The 18,446-nt window shown below is 29.1% G+C and carries 19 protein-coding genes; 2 read left to right on the forward strand and 17 right to left on the reverse strand.

Translation table 11 applies throughout. From position 1 onward, the window contains the following. Positions 1 to 68 precede the first annotated feature (68 nt). Together J1C67_RS18890 and J1C67_RS18895 are read right to left on the reverse strand one after the other, a co-directional pair. A complete protein-coding gene (locus J1C67_RS18890; protein ID WP_089973344.1) occupies positions 69 to 752 on the reverse strand; it encodes an ABC transporter ATP-binding protein in 684 nt (227 codons plus the stop codon). Continuing rightward, the gene (locus tag J1C67_RS18895; RefSeq protein ID WP_167867415.1) at positions 752 to 1,837 is read right to left on the reverse strand and encodes an ABC transporter permease; all 1,086 of its coding nucleotides are present in this window, start codon (positions 1,835 to 1,837) and stop codon (positions 752 to 754) included. Before J1C67_RS18895 ends, J1C67_RS18890 begins: the two co-directional genes overlap by 1 nt. 288 nt (positions 1,838 to 2,125) lie before the next feature. Between J1C67_RS18895 and J1C67_RS18900 the strand changes: the two genes are divergently transcribed. Continuing rightward, positions 2,126 to 2,422 carry a YciI family protein gene (locus J1C67_RS18900; RefSeq protein ID WP_167867416.1) on the forward strand — a complete coding sequence of 99 codons (297 nt, stop codon included), beginning with the start codon at positions 2,126 to 2,128 and terminating at the stop codon, positions 2,420 to 2,422. A 351-nt stretch (positions 2,423 to 2,773) separates the two neighbouring features. Here the strand turns inward: J1C67_RS18900 and J1C67_RS18905 are convergent, their stop codons facing one another. From J1C67_RS18905 to J1C67_RS18920, 4 genes are all read right to left on the reverse strand, one after another. After that, positions 2,774 to 3,127, reverse strand: a complete 354-nt coding sequence (locus J1C67_RS18905) for a DUF1048 domain-containing protein (protein WP_167867417.1) — start codon at positions 3,125 to 3,127, stop codon at positions 2,774 to 2,776. A 2-nt stretch (positions 3,128 to 3,129) separates the two neighbouring features. Then, positions 3,130 to 3,483: a DUF1048 domain-containing protein gene (locus tag J1C67_RS18910; protein WP_167867418.1), complete on the reverse strand. Its 354-nt coding sequence runs from the start codon at positions 3,481 to 3,483 to the stop codon at positions 3,130 to 3,132. Continuing rightward, on the reverse strand, positions 3,476 to 3,808 hold the full coding sequence (locus J1C67_RS18915) for a PadR family transcriptional regulator (RefSeq protein ID WP_167867419.1): 333 nt from the start codon (positions 3,806 to 3,808) through the stop codon (positions 3,476 to 3,478). The genes J1C67_RS18910 and J1C67_RS18915 overlap by 8 nt, the downstream gene beginning before the upstream one ends. Before the next feature lie 694 nt (positions 3,809 to 4,502). Continuing rightward, complete coding sequence (locus J1C67_RS18920; RefSeq protein WP_167867420.1) at positions 4,503 to 5,297, reverse strand: J domain-containing protein; 795 nt, start codon at positions 5,295 to 5,297, stop codon at positions 4,503 to 4,505. Positions 5,298 to 5,671: 374 nt separating this feature from the next. Here J1C67_RS18920 and J1C67_RS18925 point away from each other — a divergent pair, with 374 nt between their 5' ends. Then, positions 5,672 to 5,965 carry an HTH domain-containing protein gene (locus J1C67_RS18925; protein ID WP_341479242.1) on the forward strand — a complete coding sequence of 98 codons (294 nt, stop codon included), beginning with the start codon at positions 5,672 to 5,674 and terminating at the stop codon, positions 5,963 to 5,965. Positions 5,966 to 6,543: 578 nt separating this feature from the next. Here the strand turns inward: J1C67_RS18925 and phnX are convergent. From phnX to J1C67_RS18975, 11 genes are all read right to left on the reverse strand, one after another. Further along, complete coding sequence (gene phnX, locus J1C67_RS18930) at positions 6,544 to 7,359, reverse strand: phosphonoacetaldehyde hydrolase (RefSeq protein ID WP_167867422.1); 816 nt, start codon at positions 7,357 to 7,359, stop codon at positions 6,544 to 6,546. A 3-nt stretch (positions 7,360 to 7,362) separates the two neighbouring features. Further along, entirely contained in the window at positions 7,363 to 8,454 is a 1,092-nt protein-coding gene (gene phnW, locus J1C67_RS18935; protein ID WP_167867423.1) for a 2-aminoethylphosphonate--pyruvate transaminase, read from the reverse strand. Between the two features lie 23 nt (positions 8,455 to 8,477). Next, entirely contained in the window at positions 8,478 to 9,476 is a 999-nt protein-coding gene (locus J1C67_RS19600; RefSeq protein ID WP_167867424.1) for an extracellular solute-binding protein, read from the reverse strand. Then, positions 9,473 to 11,134 (reverse strand): ABC transporter permease subunit, encoded by a 1,662-nt coding sequence (locus J1C67_RS19605; protein WP_167867425.1) that lies wholly within the window; start codon positions 11,132 to 11,134, stop codon positions 9,473 to 9,475. Before J1C67_RS19605 ends, J1C67_RS19600 begins: the two co-directional genes overlap by 4 nt. Beyond that, on the reverse strand, positions 11,127 to 11,879 hold the full coding sequence (locus J1C67_RS18945; protein ID WP_167867426.1) for an ABC transporter ATP-binding protein: 753 nt from the start codon (positions 11,877 to 11,879) through the stop codon (positions 11,127 to 11,129). The genes J1C67_RS19605 and J1C67_RS18945 overlap by 8 nt, the downstream gene beginning before the upstream one ends. A gap of 254 nt (positions 11,880 to 12,133) precedes the next feature. Continuing rightward, positions 12,134 to 12,532 carry an ACT domain-containing protein gene (locus J1C67_RS18950; protein ID WP_167867427.1) on the reverse strand — a complete coding sequence of 133 codons (399 nt, stop codon included), beginning with the start codon at positions 12,530 to 12,532 and terminating at the stop codon, positions 12,134 to 12,136. A gap of 142 nt (positions 12,533 to 12,674) precedes the next feature. Further along, entirely contained in the window at positions 12,675 to 13,304 is a 630-nt protein-coding gene (locus J1C67_RS18955) for a DUF3267 domain-containing protein (RefSeq protein ID WP_167867428.1), read from the reverse strand. Positions 13,305 to 13,455: 151 nt separating this feature from the next. Further along, positions 13,456 to 13,833, reverse strand: a complete 378-nt coding sequence (locus J1C67_RS18960) for a PH domain-containing protein (protein ID WP_167867429.1) — start codon at positions 13,831 to 13,833, stop codon at positions 13,456 to 13,458. Positions 13,834 to 14,137: 304 nt separating this feature from the next. Continuing rightward, entirely contained in the window at positions 14,138 to 15,262 is a 1,125-nt protein-coding gene (locus J1C67_RS18965; protein WP_167867430.1) for an NADH-dependent flavin oxidoreductase, read from the reverse strand. Positions 15,263 to 15,320: 58 nt separating this feature from the next. Then, the gene (lon, locus tag J1C67_RS18970; protein ID WP_167867431.1) at positions 15,321 to 17,702 is read right to left on the reverse strand and encodes an endopeptidase La; all 2,382 of its coding nucleotides are present in this window, start codon (positions 17,700 to 17,702) and stop codon (positions 15,321 to 15,323) included. A 101-nt stretch (positions 17,703 to 17,803) separates the two neighbouring features. Then, on the reverse strand, positions 17,804 to 18,223 hold the full coding sequence (locus J1C67_RS18975) for a MarR family winged helix-turn-helix transcriptional regulator (protein ID WP_167867432.1): 420 nt from the start codon (positions 18,221 to 18,223) through the stop codon (positions 17,804 to 17,806). Positions 18,224 to 18,446: the final 223 nt, after the last annotated feature.

The raw sequence follows: 18,446 nt of genomic DNA on the forward strand, positions 1-18,446 counted from the left end.
ATAGTTTTTTATCTTTAATTAAAATTGTTTTCTATAAATCTTCCTTAAAACACCTTTGATATGTGTTATTATTTACACACTTGAATTTTACCATTCTCTATTCTATAAATAATATCTACCAAATCTAATATTCTTTCATCATGAGTTACCATGATTGCAGCCTTATTTCGCTTCTTAACCTCTTTTCTAATCATCTCCACTACTTGTCTACCTCGAGCTCCATCTAAACTTGCTGTTGGCTCGTCTGCTAAAATAACATCTGGCTGATTCATAAAGGCTCTTGCAATTGCAACACGTTGTTTTTCTCCACCTGATAATTTATTCGGATATTTATTTTTACTATCTAATAATCCTAAATCTTCTAATAGCTCATCTGCATATACTTCAAATTCCTTTTTATTTTTCTTTTTAGAAATTTTAGCTATTAGATTTAACTGATCCCCTACATTTAAATAAGGTATTAGTTGATGAGATTGAAAAATAAATCCAATTTTTTCTCTTCTCACAAGGTTCCAGTTTTTCTTATTGTTATCAAGCAATGTATCTCCAATTATTACTTCACCTTTTGTATTTGAAAGTAATGCACCTGCAATAGATAACATTGTACTTTTACCTGAACCAGATGGCCCAACAATAGCTACAAATTCTCCTGGTTTTACTTTTAATGATATATTATCTAATACAGTATTTTCATTTTCTCCATCTTGATATACTTTTGAAACATTATTTAATTGTAATGCATATTTTGTCATTATTCATGTCCTCCAATTGTCATTAATGGATCTACCTTTCCAACAGTTCTTAAAGAAACCAAACTAACTAATATAGAAATTATTAAAAAGGCTATTGAAATTATCACTGCTGATTCTACCTGTAGCGAAAATGGCATACTACTTGGTAAGAAAGTTGACATAGTAAATGTTAAAATATTGCCAAGCAACATACTTCCACCTGCTAATATAAGCACTTGGCTAATAATCATTGCAGCTAGTGTTTTCATCTCCATTCCTAATGCCTTCATTACACCAAATTCCGTTAATTTTTGAGTTGTAATAATATAGAAGAATACTCCTAAAATAACTGCAGAAACTACTAAAAGCACCCATAAAATCATATTAATAGACATCTGTTCCTCTGCATATCCTGGTATATTTTTTATAATAGTATCTTTTGATAGAGCTTGTGTATTTGCTATCTCAATATTTGCTATCTCCTCTCCCTTAATAGCAATGGCATTATAAACTATTTCATAATTTTTATTAATTTGTGTTCTTATATTTTTAAATGTGTTTAAAGACATAATACCTACGGAAGAATGTCCAAACATTTCATCTTTCACAAATCCTGTAACTTTCATTTCAATACCAGAGCCTGAGTCTATTATAGTATCTCCTATAGATATTTCTTCCTCTAAGAAAGAATTATTTAATAGGATGGTATTTTCCTCATCTGATATTTCACTTCCATTAATTATTGATGGCATCATGAAACTCTCTTTATCTACGGCTAAATAAGTAACATCTAACTTTTTTTGAGAATCTTTCTTGTACATATTCATTCTCATTAAATTGATTGGTGTTACCTCACTACTTGTCATACCACTCACTTCTTTAAATTGCTTTTCTGTTAATGTTGATCTAGTAATAATTGAATCAGCATCATCACTTATTATATAATGATTTGCTTCTGCATTTTTAATAGATGCACTAGTTGCTAAAGATAATCCATTTGCTAGTCCTGATAAAAATAAAACCATAAAGGTTAATAATATCAACATAGATACCACTAAAGAATATTTTGATTTATTGTACTTTAAATCTTTCATTGCTAAAAACATACTTTTTTCTCCTTACTTATGTATTTTCTTTTGTTCCTTATAAATATACATCAGTTATGTGACCTCAATATGACCAATCAAAAAAACATTCTTTCTCATATAAAATAATCATATTTTCATAAATCATCTTACAAATAAAAAATATTTCAAATTCATTAATGTTCCTTTCATATATAACTCAATCTAATAAAAGTTTCTTTTTGACATGCTTCTATATTTCTCATAAAATGCCAACATAATATGATATAATATATTAAAATATATTACATATAAAGGAGGATAATAAAAATGAAATATTTTGTTATTGAAGGTACATTAAAAAATTCAGATTCAATAGATGAAACTACTATGAATGAGCATATAGCTTATTCTCAAAAAGCAGCAAATGCAGGTTTAATACTAGTTTCAGGACTTAAAGGAGATTTTAGTGGTGGCCTATCTATTATGAAAGGTAACTCAATTGAAGAAGTTGAAGCTTATCTGTCTGCTGACCCACTTAAAATTTCTGGTACACAAGACTATCGTGTTATAGAATTCGAAGCTCATTTCATTCAGCCAACAGTTAGTGAATGGTTTAAAAAATAATTCATTGGTAAACTTGAATGAATAGCTAAAAATATAAAAAAAATTATGAACATTTTAAGGAAACTATTAGTTCCCCCTAAAATGTTCATAATTTAAGAGCCTATAAACTCATTGTAGAAGCATTTGAGTTTTCTCCGGGATTATCATATACATCAATTTTCTTTATATTTTCAACCTTCGGAAAAATCATGATACATCTTTTCAAAATTTTTATCCCTCCATATTATATTTATCTTAGTCAAATCTATCTATTTTTATTAATCTAGTAGAATTATTAGACTAAAGTATATTCTGCACACTCTATTACCATTTACCTATCAAATTCATAACATATGCATTCAGTTACTGGCTCTAATATGGATGATTTTCTTTTCCTAATTTATTAACCATGTCACGGTTTAATTTTTCACGAAAGTTATCTGTCCATTTCTTCGTGTCGCTTAAAAACTCATCACAAAAGCCAACAACATCTTCGCCAGTCACTTCCAGAACATGCTTGCCATTGGCTACGCTATCTTCAAAAAACTCTATTAATTCTTGCTGAGCTTTCAACATATCAGAGCCGTCTCCGCCCGCTAAACTCCACATGTATTCATGAATTTTACTAAATACGAACCTATAGTCTTCTGGCAGCGCTTCTACCCTTGCCATTTGCTCCCTATACTCTTTTTTGTCCCTAATCATTTTTTTAATAAGCTTAAGCATTGTTATCTCCCCTCTTTGTTAAATTTTTCTGCAACCTCTTTATTTAGTTTTTCTCGTAGCGTTTCAGTATTTGTAATTGACACTTGCATAAACTCATCACAAAACTTGCCCACATCACTGCCTATAACCTCAAGAACCTGTCTGCCCTCTGCCGCGCTTGATTCAAATAAATCCACTAAGTCAGTAAATATTATCATGTCACCATTAAGGGGTCCAATGCTATACATATAATGTTGAATTTTACCAAACGCAAACTTATACTCTTTTGGCAGGGCATCAACCCTCTTCATCATTTGTTTATATTCTCGCTTCTCTTCCACATCGCCTATTACCAATTTTATAATATAATCAAACATAGTTTCTCTCCTCCTTTAATTGGTTGATTTTTGCCGCAACAAACCCCCATTTTTCCCAGAACTTACTTAATGCTTCACGTCCAGCATCATTGAGCGCGAAAAACTTTCGTGGTGGTCCCATATCTGATGGCTTTTTCGTAGTTTCCACAAGCTTGTTTTTCTCAAGTCTCACCAGAATGGTATAAACTGTCCCATCTACGACATCCGAGAACCCTAGCGCATTAAGCCTCCTAGTAATCTCGTAACCATATATTTCTTCATGGCTGATAATTTCAAGAACACAGCCTTCCAGTACACCTTTTAGCATTTCTGTAATATTATCCAATTGAATCACCTCTTTATTATCTAGTAATACATGTATTCTGTATTACTTACTACCACTATACAGTATCACTTAGTAGTGGTGATGTCAATATTAAAAACAATACTTTTACCCCTCTAAATATATGTTTTAAAATAATTTTAAAAATATACTCCGGGTGTTATGTCTCCCTTTATATAACTACCATCAATTAATCTTGTATAGCTTGTCTTTACATCATGTCTATATGAAATTTAATTAATTACAGCTTCATTCTTTTCATTTTTAACTCCTATCTTACCTACGCTTCCACTAATTTCAATTTGCTCTTTTTCATTTTTAACATCTATAATTCTTAGATTGTCACTTTCCTTACTAGATTTTTCAAATGTTAACTTTAAATCCTTAGACTTTACTCCTTTTAAATCATAAAATCCACCATTAATTTTACTTAGGACTCCTCATATTTAGATAATGAAGATAATGTTTATTACTTTTTTGATAGTATAATTTAAATATATTAAACAACAGCATCAATCACCACTTAAAGCTTCTTTTATAACTACTTTAACTAAAATAAAAAACTGCAATAAAGTTATTATCTCTATTACAGTTCACTTAGGCATATAACTTCTATTTGTTCATCAAAAGGTTCATATTTAAACCCATTAAGAAACATATCAAGCTTTGATAATATATTACTAACCTCTATTGAATATTAAAAAACTAAATCCTTTAATACATCATTTAAGCTTTCTAATACTTTTGGTACAACTCTTAAAATACTAGGTAAGAAGAATGACACTATTACTGCTACAACTACAGCTAATAATAATTTTTCATCCATTACTTGTCCAAGATTTATTTGATATAAATGTATAGCTCCTATCCCTATAGCTCCAACTATAATAACCTTAGATGCTATCCATGAAACTATATTTATCATTTTACATAATAATATTATTACTGATAATATAGCTATTATAGGTAATGCTAATATCTTTAATGGCAATATAAGTATCTTCATTATTGTACTAGCTGTACTATTTTTACTTTCTCTAGCTACTCTTTGTTTATTATTTTTTTCATTTCTTCTCTCTTTGTTCTTCTTTTCTTTATCTTCATCTTCTGAATAGTCTTTTTTACTATTTGATTTCTTCTGGCTACTAGTATTACTACTTTTTCTTGCAGATTTTTTTTTAGTTTCTGAGTTCACACTTCCACTACTAACACTTCTTTGTTTTTGTTTTTCTTGTTGTATTTCTTGTGGTTTCATAATCACTGTTCTATTTTCATCTACTTCTATAGTACTTATTGGACTTTGCTTTGCTTGTCCACTTGTTTCTAATTTCATTAAAGCTTCATAAGCTTCATCAAATGCCTTTATAAATAATTTAGCTCTTTTCTCATTTGGTACTTCCTCTTTAATTTTTTTAACATTATTTTCATAGGCTGCTTTTATTTCTTCCTTTGATGCATTTTCTTTCACACCTAATATATTATAATAATCCATATTTTATCGTCTCCATTATTTGTTTTTCTATATTATTCTTTATTATACCAAACTATTTTATAAGTATAAACAAACAATTAATGGGCAATATCTAATGTATAGAAATCAAAGAACTTACTTTTATCTAACACGTTTTATCTCCTACGACAACTATCTTACCACCTAGGGTACCTAGGTATACTTTTGAGTCGTTAGATTATCTGATAGGATCTTGCTACCAAATTAATTTTCAACAAAAAAGAAACTGCAATAAAGTTTTAAAATGGTACCTATAGAATGGACAGTTAGAAAAAAAGTGCTAAGCATTTATTTAACTGACTCTATTTTATAGGGTCTTTTTTTATTGTAAAATATTTTAAAGGAGGATTGTAGGTATTGGAAGAAACTATTTTACAGATGAACAATTGAAAGATTTACCACTAAATCCATTTGTTAAAAAAGCTAGTAATAAAGCCATCACTTATACAGATGAATTTAAGGAGTATTATGTTTCTGAATATAATACCGGGAAAATGCCATTAGAAATACTACGGAATGCAGGATTTGATGTTAAGGCTTTAGGCAAACAGAGAGTTGATAATTTATCGCGCCGATTTTTGAGTATGGCTATATTAAATTTGATTAATTACAGCTTCATTCTTTTCATTTACAACTCTTATCTTACCTAGCTTCCACTAATTTCAATTTGCTCTTTTTCATTTTTAACCTCTATAATTCTTAGATTGTCACTTTCCTTAATAGACTTTTCAAATGTTAACTTTAAATTCTTAGAGTTTATTCCTTTTAAATCATAAAATCCACCATTAATTTTACTTAGGACTTCTCATATTTATATAATATTTTGTTTGGGATATTCCTTAAAGGAAATTGCTAACAATCATTTTAAACTCAAAAATGCTAGCGAACCTTTAGTTACACCAGCGTTTTTTATATGCACTTTAATTGCTCCATATGGTTATAATTAATATATCAAATTATAACATGAGAAAATCCTACTTTTGCTGTTTCTTAATTATTTCCTTAAACTTATTTTTATAAACCCAAAAACTGCAATAAAGTTTTTATCTCTATTACAGTTCATCATTAAAATTATTTTATTTTAGGCACTACTTGCACCTGGAAAATCTTTACTCACCCAAGGGTGTTTTTGAGTCGTCAGCTTGTCTGCCAAGAAATTGCTACATGCTACCGAGGAAATTCATAGTCCCTAACCTTAGGTTGCTACTAAGCTATATTGAATTTATAGCTATTTCCCATTAGGCATTATTCCTTTTCCCACTAACTCACTTATTTTTTCAATTAGTTTTGGTAATTCTTTAATAGTTCTTATTGTAAAATCTGCTCCGACTTCCATAAATCCTGTTTCTATTTTTGTTATTAGTTTTTCTTTTTTATTATCTGAAATATGGTCAAATCCTTCTTTACTTAACCCCATATTTGAGCTTCCAACAACTACACCCACTGACCAAACTCCAGCGTTTAAACCTTCTTTAATATCTGAGTTAGTGTCTCCAACCTTAATAATCTTATAAGCTTCTTGAAGGTTAAGTACTTGCATATTTTTATTAATCATATGTGGATGTGGTCTTCCCTTTGCGTTAGTTGAATCTGGTGTAACAATACAATCTGGTTCATATCCTCTTTTTTTTGCACCTTTACTTACTATTTTTATCATCTTATCGGTATATCCTGTTGTTGATCCTATCTTAATTCCTTTTGCTCTTAAATCTTCAACTACATCTATTACTCCATCTATTGGTTCTGTATAATTTTCTAAAACCTCTAACAGTTTAGGTTCAAATCTGGCATACAGAGCTTCAACATCTTCTTCACTATAGTTTTTCCCATATTTTTCTTTCCAAAGCAAACTTATTCTTGGCATTTCTAGCATTGTTCTTATATGATCTATTTTTAACATTCCCATAGGCCCTCTAGCTTCATCCATAGTTACTTCTATACCAGCAGTTTCAAATATTTCAATAAATACATTTACCGGTGCAAAGCATCCAAAGTCAACAGTTGTTCCCGCCCAATCAAATATTACGCCTTCAATATTATTCATAATTTATTTTCCTCCCTCAATGTATTCTTCTATTATTTTACAAAGTTCATTTATATCTTTTAAATATATTTCTCCAATATTACCAACTCTAAAAGTATCTATATTAGTTAACTTACCTGGGTATATTACAAATCCTCTCTCTTTTATAAAATTATAGAATTTTATAAAGTCAAATTCCTTATTTGGAAATTCAAATGTAGTTATTATTGGTGATTGTTTTTCTTTACTTATATACGGTTGTATTCCTAGTTCTCCTAGCTTTTGTCTAAGCAAATTATTATTTTCACTATATCTTTTATATCTTGCTTCAACTCCGCCTTCTTCTAACAATTCTTCTATTGCCTTTAAGAATGCTGCAACTACATGAGTTGGTGAAGTATATCTCCACTTACCATCCTTATCCATAGCTTCCCATTGATCATATAAATCTAATGATAAACTCTTTGATACACCCTTACATTTTAATAATTCAGACTTTTTAGCTATAATAAATGCAAATCCTGGAACTCCTTGAATGCACTTATTAGCACTACTAACTAAATAATCAATTTCTAGTTTTTTAACATTAATTGGAATACCACCAAAACTACTCATTGCATCAATAATTAATATTTTTCCGTATTCCTTAGAAAGTACCGCTAATTCCTCAAGAGGATTTAATATACCTGTTGTAGTTTCACAATGTACCATAGCTATATGAGTTATAGATTTATCCTCTTCAAGCATCCCTTTAATTTCATTCATATTAGGATAATTATTATATTCACTTCTGATAACTACACAATTTATCCCCATACATTTAGCCATGCTTATCATTCTTTCTGCATAAGCACCATTCCCTATAACAAGAAGTTTATCTTTATTTTTAATAGTTGTCCCAAGCACTGCTTCCACTGCAAAACTTCCACTTCCTTGTATTAATACTGATGTATATTCTTCTGAAGAAACTTGTGCAATATCTAGTAAGTGACTTCTAATACTTTGAGTAATGTTCTTATATTCATCATCCCAAGTACAACGATCAAAAAGCATCTCTTCCTTCACTGTTTTGGTTGTAGTTAATGGCCCTGGTGTTAAAAGTTTATAATTTTTCATTTTAATCTCCCCCTTCTTATTAATTATTTATTTAAAGCTAACCTTGCTTTCTTAAAAAATTCTTGATGCTCCTCTAACAATTTAACTTTTAAAGGTTCCTTAAATTCTTTTGAATTAATTGCTTTATATTCCTGGCTAATATCTTCACCTTCATATAAAATAACTGGATAATTTTTTATTAAATCTTTTCTTGCCTCTTTAATTATTACTTCTGCCATTTCCATGGCTATCTTTGTCTTATTATCATCTTTTTTAACAACTGCAATAGATTCAGTTAATGAAAAGTTACCTTCATTTGGATCAATATAATCTATAGGTTTTCCTTCTAGCTTATCGTTAATAGCTTGATGCCTCAGTCCAAAACCTATTGCTACTTCTCCAGACCTTACCTTTTTAATTGGAGCAGAACCTGAAGATTCAATATGCGGTCCACAATTTTCTATTAATCCTTTTAATACAATTCCACCTTCTTCCATTCCATATTCAGAGATTATTGCTTGAGTAAGCAACCATCCAGTTGATGAATCCAATATGTTAGGAATAGATACTAAATTTTTATATTCTATCTTTGTTAAATCCTTTATTGATGTAGGTATTGGTAAACTTTTTTCTTTTATTACTTCAGTATTTATAAATAATGCTCCTGTTATAGCTAAAATAGGAGCATAATAAGATTGATATTTTTTTAATGAGTTTGTTTCAAATGTAATATCCTCAAACATATTATGCTTTTCTTGAGCACTTTCAATGAAATATGAACTCATTGTTACAAGATCAGCCTCTATTTCACTACCTTCTGTCATAAGCTTTCCTCCAAGCTCCGAAGTTCCAAAGGATTGTAGGATATATTGGTTTTCATACCCATTTTTATTCAAAGTATTTTGAATTACCTCAATAGCTTCCTCATCAGAGTTAGTATAAATAACTACTTTATCTGGTTCCTTGCTAGCACATGCCTGTAATATAGTAATGATAGTAATTAGAAGTAATGTTACTGCCGTTGATTTAAACACCTTTTTCATGTTAATTTCCCCCTGTTAAATTTATTTTTAATAATTTTTTCAGTAGTAATTCTTTTCTTAAGGTAGTCACAACTAAGTTTAACTATTATGTTAGTTAAAAATATTATTATTGATAACACAAAAATCTCATTAAATTTTGCATAATGCTGAAATTCTTTTATCTTAGTAGTAATAACTGTAGTTCTAGATCCTACTAAGAAAATAATTGCACTTATTGTAACCATAGAATTTATAAAATAGTAGCTAACCATATCAATAATTGTTGTTATTGAATTAGGAATAACAACTCTGAAAATTGTCTTAATCCAACTATCTCCCATTAACTCCCCTGTAGTTTCCCATGATGGATTCATTTTTGATAGAGCATTTTTTCCCATTAAATATGGTGTTGTAAAAAAGTGAACAATATTTGAAATAATTATGATAATAAAAGTTCCCTTTAAATCACTTTTATTAAATAACATTAAATAAGCTAAACCTAACACCATTCCTGGCACAGTATTTGTTACCATGGATATTATATCTATATTAAGCTTGGCCCTTTTACTTATTGATGTCCGTGAATTTATCATGGCTAAAGCATAGGCTACTATAGTTCCTATTATTGCTGAGAAAGTAGCTACAATAATTGAATTTTTATATACTTGTAAAATATTATTTGTATGAAGTGTATTAATAAAATACTTCAGTGTAAAACTCATATCATACGGAAAATTTTTCATAAACGGTGTTATAAACATTACTATGAAAATTGATAATATTCCTAATATAATCCCCATTGAAATTGTTCCCAAAATTATGTCTCTTAGTTTATTTATTTCAACCTCTACTTTTGTAAATTTATCATAATTAAAATTAAATCTTTCAACATATTGCAATATTAAAACTCCTACTACTGCCGGTAATAGCATTAATACTGCAATTACAGCTCCTAAGTTGAAATTAGGTATAGCTCCAAGCATAGTTTGATAAAGATAAGTTGCAACAACATTATAATTGCCACCAACAGATGCTGGAATACCAAAATCCGTAAAGCTTAATATGAATGCTAATACAAATGCCCCTGCAATACTTCCTATAAGCGGTCTTAATATTGTATTTATAAACCTTCTTATAGAGTTATCTCCCATTAATTTTGAAACAACAATAAATTTTTTATCTACATACTTAAATGAATTATTTATTATTAAAAAAGCTGATGGTAATGTGTATATAACATATCCTATCAAAAGCCCATTAAAACCATAAATTTCAAATAACTCTCGTCCAAATATCTTAGTTAATAATCCTTGCTTGCCAAAAGAATATATTATGGCAAATCCATATGCAATTGATGGTAATAGCATAGGTATTGCAATTCCTGTATTAATAATCTTCTTTAATGGTTTAAAAACCCTAGTAGAATTTAATACATAAGCAAGTATAAAGCTTATAAGTGTTGTAATTACAGCTGTGCATAATGATATAAATATACTATTTTTTATTGACGCTATTAGCTCTACATCTTTTAGAACTTTAATATAATTAAATATCCCTATCCCGTCTTCAACTTGAAAAGATTTAAATAATAATACTATTAATGGAATTATTAAAAATATAATAAAGAATACTATTAATGCTTTATACACTATTTTTATTTCTAACTTCGTCTTACTCATAACACTCTCCAAACAAGTTATAAATATTTTTTCTTTTTATTCTAAGCTGATTTAGTATAAACTCATCTACAAATTTATTTTTAGGGTTAGTCATTATCTCCTTTGGACTTCCAAATTGTGATATATTACCTTCATCTATTATCAATACCTTATCTGATAAAGTTAAGGCTTCTTCTGGGTCATGGGTTACAATAATTGTAGTAAGATTAAACTGTCTTGAAATAGATTTTATTTTTTCTTTAATAGATTCCTTAATTACTCCGTCAAGTGCACTTAGAGGTTCATCTAAAAGTAAAACCTTAGGCTTTATAACTAATGTTCTAGCTAATGCCACCCTTTGCTTTTGTCCACCTGAAAGTTCATCTATCTTTTTCTCTAAATGAGGTCTTAACCCTAAAAATTCTATAATTTCCTCGACTTCTTCTTTAGTAGATATATTAGGATTGTTTTTCAAGCCATATATTATATTTTGATAAGCATTCAAATTTGGGAAAAGCGCATAATCCTGAAATACAATATTAAATCCTCTTTCTCTCATTGATAATTTAGTAATGTCTTCTCCATTAAATATTAATTTACCATTATCTATATCTGTTAAACCTAATATAATGTTTAATAATGTAGTTTTTCCACTTCCACTTTGCCCCAATAACGAAACAATCTCTCCATTTTTTATGCTTAGATTAATTCCATCTAAAACAACCTTCCCATTAAACTGTTTCTTTATATCTTTCAATTCCAACAATTTTCCCACCTCCATATTACAACCAACTATAACTTGCTTTTGTAAATTTCATATTGTCTTTAAGTTAACAAAATGTAAAATCTTACTACCTTATTACCACTTCCTTATCACTTGTTGATAAGATATTTTTTTTAATAGACTACATATTAACACTCTGTAAGTTAGAGTATAATTTTAGTAGGCAGACATAGTATAAAAAACTATAAAAGAAAAAGGAGATGCAAAAACATCTCCCCATTACAAATACATATTTATCAAGTTACTTGTCTTGCAACCTCATATCTATCATTTACTAATACCATTATAGCCTTATCAATATATTTTTCTTTTACAAGTATATAATCTGTATCATAGGTAGATATTGCAAATATACTTATACTATTTTTAGCCATTAAGTTACTTATTGCTGCAAGTATACCTACTAATGAAAAATCTAATGGACCTTCTATTTTCAATACTCTCCATTCTTTTTCACATTGTATTTTTTCAGGAATATTATCTTCTAAACACACAATTGATAATTCATCTTCTGTTTTCGTTATAGAATAAAATTCTCCATCTATTCCCCAATTTGGAATAGGTTCTTTTTTATCTAATCTACAAACCCCATATTTCTCTTTTAACAATTTCATGTTCAACTTTTTTTCTAACACACTCTTCAATCCCTTCTTAATTTTAATATATTAAATTATATATTCTCTATAAATAAAATAAACACCTTCATTTATATAGCCGTTTTTTGCTGCATTACTACATATATCATAATCTTATCTATTCTCTTAAACTTAAATTATATTATTTTTTTAAAAACCAATATGTATGAAATCCGTAATTTTGAACTAATGCATTTTTAGGCACCTGCTTAATTGTTAAATAGAAATTTAAATAATCTCCTATACCAGATATAATATTCATCATAGCAAAAATAATTATTGCATGTGAAACTAATGGATTAAAGTCAAAAACACCCTGAATCCACAATACATATGGTATAAAGCCTAAAACTACATTTGGACAAAGCACAATCCATATAAATTTTTTTTTTGAAACTGGTGCATTACAATAAACAAATGCTGCTAGCTCATCTGGCTTAACCCATATTTCTTTAACAACATTTTTGGGATAAGAAAAAGCATGTAAAAATTCATGAACAATAAGAGAAACTATTGATAAAACAATAGCAATCATAGTGCTTATTAATAAATTCTCGGCGTTAATATTTTCAAACGATATATTCCCAACTTGTATCTTAATAATAATTAATACTATTAAAATTATTATTATTGGCAAAGAAATTAACCCACCCATCAAAAAAACACTAGTAATATTATTTGGTTCTTTATATTGTATAGCTTGTTTTGGTAACTGTCCATTTAATATCTGTGATTCACCTTTGTATTTCCCCATATATTTTATATTATACACATTTTCCCTCCTTCTATAATAAACCGAGTAATATTTTCATTATAATATCCTCTTTTCTTTTTTAAATTTATTACAGTTTCATCACCCAATTAAATATGATCTTTGAAAAATATCTATTTATTAAATGTTCTTTATATATATCAATTTGCTATTATTTTTCACAATACTCCGCTAAAATAGCTTGAACCTCATAAATATTACTTCCAGAGCCAAAGGTCTTTTGTATTGGTGTACTACTTCCTGAAATAAATATTTTAAGTTCTGCATCTAAATCAAAGTGACCAGCTGTTTCTACCTTGAAATTTGTAATAGCCCTATATGGTACTGAATGGTACTCAACCTTTTTTCCAGTTAAGCCCTGTTTATCTATAACTATTAATCTCTTATTAGTAAAAATAATCATGTCTCTTATTAATTTATAAGCCTTTTCTATTTGTTCATTAGAACCAAGTAATTTCCCATAATCCTGTGTAACCTTTTCTAAGTTTGCTTCTGATGCATTTCCTATAACACCACTAAATAATCCCATAAAACACACTCCTATCTATTTTGATTATTACATTAATTTTTTCATTAATTATCTATATCCCTATTATAGCTTAATTTAATTGAATTATCCAAATTTCAATATAATTTAAGCAACATATTAATTAAATCTATTCCATTCTTTATAATATACATTTTATAACATCAATCCTCAATAAAAAAACTGCAATAAAGTTTTAACTTTATTGCAGTTTCCTAACTCAAATTGTTTTATTTAAAAGGTACTTGTACCTTAAATATTAAAAAACCTCCAGTGGCCTTTACTCCACCTTAGGAGCTTTTGCTAATTATTCTGTAATTGGAAACCAACCTGGTGTATTTATAATAACATTCCAAAGTGGTTCTGGTATTTCTAATGAATCTTTATCACTTTTACTTAAAGTAGTACGTATCTCTGAAACTTTTCCCATTTCAACTTTACTTACCCAATCTGGCTCCATAATTATTTCTCTTCCAAGAGCTATAAATTGTGCACCAGATTCTAACACCTTTATAGCTTCTTCTGGTGTATGTATAGATCCAACACCAATAAAAGGTACTCTACCATTGATTTTATCCAGTATTTTAGTAATAATAGGTTTTGTATTTGTTTTATCTCTCATAGATCCCTGCCAAAAATCTAATATAGAAACATGTAAGTAACTTAATCCTTTATTTGATAATACATCTATGAATGAAAGAGTATCCTCTAATGTTATCCCTGGGTTCTCCACTTCTTCTGGTGAGAATCTATATCCTACTATAAAGTTTTCTCCAGCTTTTTCTTTTGCTACTTTTTTTACTTCTTCTATAACCGCCATAGGGAAATTCATTCGTTTCTCTACGCTTCCACCCCAATTATCTTCTCTACGATTAGAGTGAGGTGATAAAAATTGTTGCAGTAAATAAGTATTAGCACCATGAATTTCTACACCGTCAAAACCCGCCTTTATAGCTAATCTTGCTGTGTTTCCAAAGGCTTTAATAGTATCTTCAATTTCTGTTTCTGTCATTTCTTTTGGTATCATGGATCCCGGCCTCACAGGTGCCACTGCACTTGCGCTAATAGTTTGTCCAGAAGGTATTTCATCTGGACGTGCCATTCTACCTCCATGAAACATTTGTAAAATTGCTAAAGCACCTTCGCCTTTTATAGTTTCAGCTAACTTTTTTAGCCCTGGTAAAAAGCTGTCGTCGCAGGCTGAAAATTGACCTTTAAAGCCCTTCCCTGATGGGCTTACATAAGTTGTAGCAGTAATAACCATACCTACACCTTTTGACCTTACTTTATAATAACTTAATTCTTCCTTAGATACTGTTCCATCAGCATTTCCAGCAAAAGTAGTCATTGGTGCCATAACTATAGCATTTTTTATATTTACCTTTGAATTTAGTATTCTTTTTTCTAATAATTTATTAACTCTTAACTCCATTTTAATCTCTTCCTTCCAAATTAACTCTCTTTATTTATCTCTTCACGTTTTTACGTCTTTACTTCTTTACCTCGCTTGAGTTTTTTGCTATCATTTCAAGAAAAGCTGATTTTGGCAATTCAATTCCTATTGTCTCTTTTATAACATCTTCAACAGTTTCAACAAGGATGAATTCTAATTCCTTTTGTACATCTTTTGGAATGTCTGTTATATCCTTTTCGTTGTCCCTTGGAAGTATTATTCTCTTAATTCCTGAACGGTGGGCCGCTAGTACTTTTTCTTTAACTCCACCTACTGGTAGAACCGCACCTCTTAAAGATATTTCACCTGTCATTGCTAATTTAGAATCTACTGAATGTCCAGTTACTAATGATGCTATGGTTGTAAATAATGATACTCCTGCAGATGGTCCATCCTTTCTAATTGCCCCAGATGGTACATGAATATGCAAATCATATTTATTAAATTCAAGCCCCTTTTGGTTAAATACCAATCTTGATCTAACTAAGCTTTGGGCAATCTGAGCTGATTCCTTCATTACATCTCCAAGTTGTCCTGTTAATATCAATCTCCCATTTCCTGGCATCATTGCACCTTCAATAAACAGTATATCTCCGCCTACTGGTGTCCAAGCTAAACCTGTTACAACACCTGGTGGGTTAATTTTGTTTACTCTATCGTAATTAGCAATTTCATGACCTAAAACATCAAATAGCATATCTTCTTTTACAATGTAAGGTAATTCTACATCACCCTCAACTACTTTTTCTGAGGCTACTCTTGCCGCTGTAGATAGTTGCCTTTTTAATCCTCTTACCCCAGCTTCTCTTGTATATTTTTCTATTATTACTTTTAAAGTTTCATCTTCAAATTGTAACTGTTCTTTATTTAAACCATTTTCCTCTAATACAGAAGAAACTATATGATTTTTTGCAATGTGGAATTTTTCATGACTTGTGTAACTACTAATATCTATAACTTCCATACGATCTACAAGTGCTTCTGGAATATTTCTTAAGGAGTTTGCTGTTGCAATAAATAGTACATCTGATAAATCATAAGGTACTTCTAAATAGTGATCTGCAAAGGTACTGTTTTGTTCTGGATCTAAAACTTCTAGTAACGCACTAGTTGGATCTCCATTTGACGATGACATTAGTTTATCCACTTCATCTAATATAAATACAGGATTCTTTTCACCTGATTTTTTCATACCTTGAATTATTTTTCCTGGTAGTGCTCCTATATAAGTCCTTCTATGGCCTCTAATCTCAGCCTCATCCCGTACTCCACCAAGACTTATCCTAACATACTTACGCCCTAAAGCCTCTGCTATACTTTTACCTAAACTAGTTTTACCGGTTCCTGGGGGGCCCACTAATAACAAAATTGAACCTTGCTTATTTTGTTTTAATTTCATTACTGTTAGATGTTGAATTATACGTCTTTTTACTTTTTCAAGTCCATAATGTCCCTTATCTAATAGTTCCCTTGCACTCTTAATATCAACATCTTTAATATCACTATGTCCCCAAGGTAAACTTGTTAATAGGTCTAAGTAATTTTGAATTATATTACCTTCTGAGCTGTTTGGACTTTGACGCTCTAATTTATCTAATTCATCTAAAGCCACCTCTTTTACATCATCTGGCATATTTGAATCTTTTATTAATTCACTATAATCCTTTTTCTTTTTCCCCTTACCTCTATCTGTTTCATTTAACTCTACTTTAATAGCTTCTAGCTGCATTTTTAGCATTTTTTCTCTATAATTTTTATTTACACCTTCAGTGAATTTTGATGCCATTTCAACTTGAAATTCTATTGATTCTCTATGTTCTATTAAAAGGTCTAAAAATCTTGAACTCCTATTTTTTAATGAACGTATTTCAAAAAATTCTTGTTTTTCCTTATGTGTTAAATTTACATAAGGAACTAAAGTTGCAATAATACTTGTTATATTATTTATTTTCCTTATATTCTCAACAAAATCCTCAGATCCTCTAAAGTTTTTACTTATTTCAGTTGTTAAATCTTTTATATAATCTAACATTTGTATATTACTTTTCTCATCTAAGTCCATAATGTCAGGAATAAAGTTATATATAGCCCTAAAATGAGTTCCATCTAAGATAAATTCTTCTACCTCAACTCTTTCTATAAGCTCCATACTGTATTCATAATAATCATTTTTCTTTTTTCTATCCTTTATTCTTATTAATGTTCCAACTCTATAAAAGTCATTTTCTTCATAAGTTATTTCATTTTTATCACCTTTAACTGTTAAAGCTATGGCATAAAAATCTTCTTCCTTAATTTTGTCGTAATATTCACTGTCAAACTTTTTGCTTAATTTTACTGTAATGTCTCCTCCGTGAAAGAAAACCAAATTTGGTATATCAACTACAATTAATTCTTTGCTTATATTTAATTCTTTCATATTTTTTCCTCCTAAATACTTTCTTACTAATTTTTACTTCTACATATTTTTATAATAAATTTAATTAGTTTGTGTTAACCTAACTTTTTTTCAAAATAAATCTATTCTTTAATTTTTAATAAAATATTTATTAAAACGTTAATCTCATTTTCATCAAGACTTTTAATCATTTTATCCACTAAGCTTTTAGTCTTCAAATCTTCAAAACTAGCTATACTTTTCCCTCTTTCTGTAAGGAATATATATTGTACCCGTCCATCCTCTTTACATTGTCTTTTATAAACACAATCTAATTTTATAAACTTTTTAACCATTTCTGTAATGGATGGTTTAGATAACTTTAAAATTTCTGCTAGTCTGCTAATTGTAATATACTCATACTTTCCAATCCTTTTTATATACTCAATTTGTCTTAATGTGAGTTCTGACATATTAAGTTCATCAATTAACTTGCAGCCACACTGTCCCTTTATTTTCATAAGCCCACTGTAAGTTTCATATAATTTATTTTCATTATCCAACTCATCACCGCTTTCATTTTTTAGTTAGCCACTACCTAACTATATCTTAAATCCTATTCTGTAATTTGTCAATAGAAATATTATAAGGCTTTATGTATTTCCCCATTGATTTATTGATACTCCTGTTAGCAAAATCATATAAGGCATCCCCCCTTAATTTAAAACATAAAAAGTAAATAAAAGACCATTATCCTTTATTTTGCTCTTTTATTTACTTTATAAT

The organism is Clostridium gasigenes (genome assembly GCF_017348895.1).
GTDB lineage: Bacteria > Bacillota > Clostridia > Clostridiales > Clostridiaceae > Clostridium > Clostridium gasigenes.

What these genes read in the sequence shown, in the direction of transcription:
- J1C67_RS18920 (WP_167867420.1), bottom strand. Translation starts at nt 5,297, where the DNA reads ATGGATTATTATAATATATTAGGTGTGAAAGAAAATGCATCAAAGGAA.
- J1C67_RS18910 (WP_167867418.1), bottom strand. Translation starts at nt 3,483, where the DNA reads ATGTTTGATTATATTATAAAATTGGTAATAGGCGATGTGGAAGAGAAG.
- phnW (WP_167867423.1), bottom strand. Translation starts at nt 8,454, where the DNA reads ATGAAAAATTATAAACTTTTAACACCAGGGCCATTAACTACAACCAAA.
- J1C67_RS18960 (WP_167867429.1), bottom strand. Translation starts at nt 13,833, where the DNA reads ATGGGATTATTTAGTGGTGTTATAGGAAATGCATCAGAAGCAAACTTA.
- J1C67_RS19600 (WP_167867424.1), bottom strand. Translation starts at nt 9,476, where the DNA reads ATGAAAAAGGTGTTTAAATCAACGGCAGTAACATTACTTCTAATTACT.
- J1C67_RS19605 (WP_167867425.1), bottom strand. Translation starts at nt 11,134, where the DNA reads ATGAGTAAGACGAAGTTAGAAATAAAAATAGTGTATAAAGCATTAATA.
- phnX (WP_167867422.1), bottom strand. Translation starts at nt 7,359, where the DNA reads ATGAATAATATTGAAGGCGTAATATTTGATTGGGCGGGAACAACTGTT.
- J1C67_RS18900 (WP_167867416.1), top strand. Translation starts at nt 2,126, where the DNA reads ATGAAATATTTTGTTATTGAAGGTACATTAAAAAATTCAGATTCAATA.
- J1C67_RS18895 (WP_167867415.1), bottom strand. Translation starts at nt 1,837, where the DNA reads ATGTTTTTAGCAATGAAAGATTTAAAGTACAATAAATCAAAATATTCT.
- lon (WP_167867431.1), bottom strand. Translation starts at nt 17,702, where the DNA reads ATGAAAGAATTAAATATAAGCAAAGAATTAATTGTAGTTGATATACCA.
- J1C67_RS18965 (WP_167867430.1), bottom strand. Translation starts at nt 15,262, where the DNA reads ATGGAGTTAAGAGTTAATAAATTATTAGAAAAAAGAATACTAAATTCA.
- J1C67_RS18905 (WP_167867417.1), bottom strand. Translation starts at nt 3,127, where the DNA reads ATGCTTAAGCTTATTAAAAAAATGATTAGGGACAAAAAAGAGTATAGG.
- J1C67_RS18890 (WP_089973344.1), bottom strand. Translation starts at nt 752, where the DNA reads ATGACAAAATATGCATTACAATTAAATAATGTTTCAAAAGTATATCAA.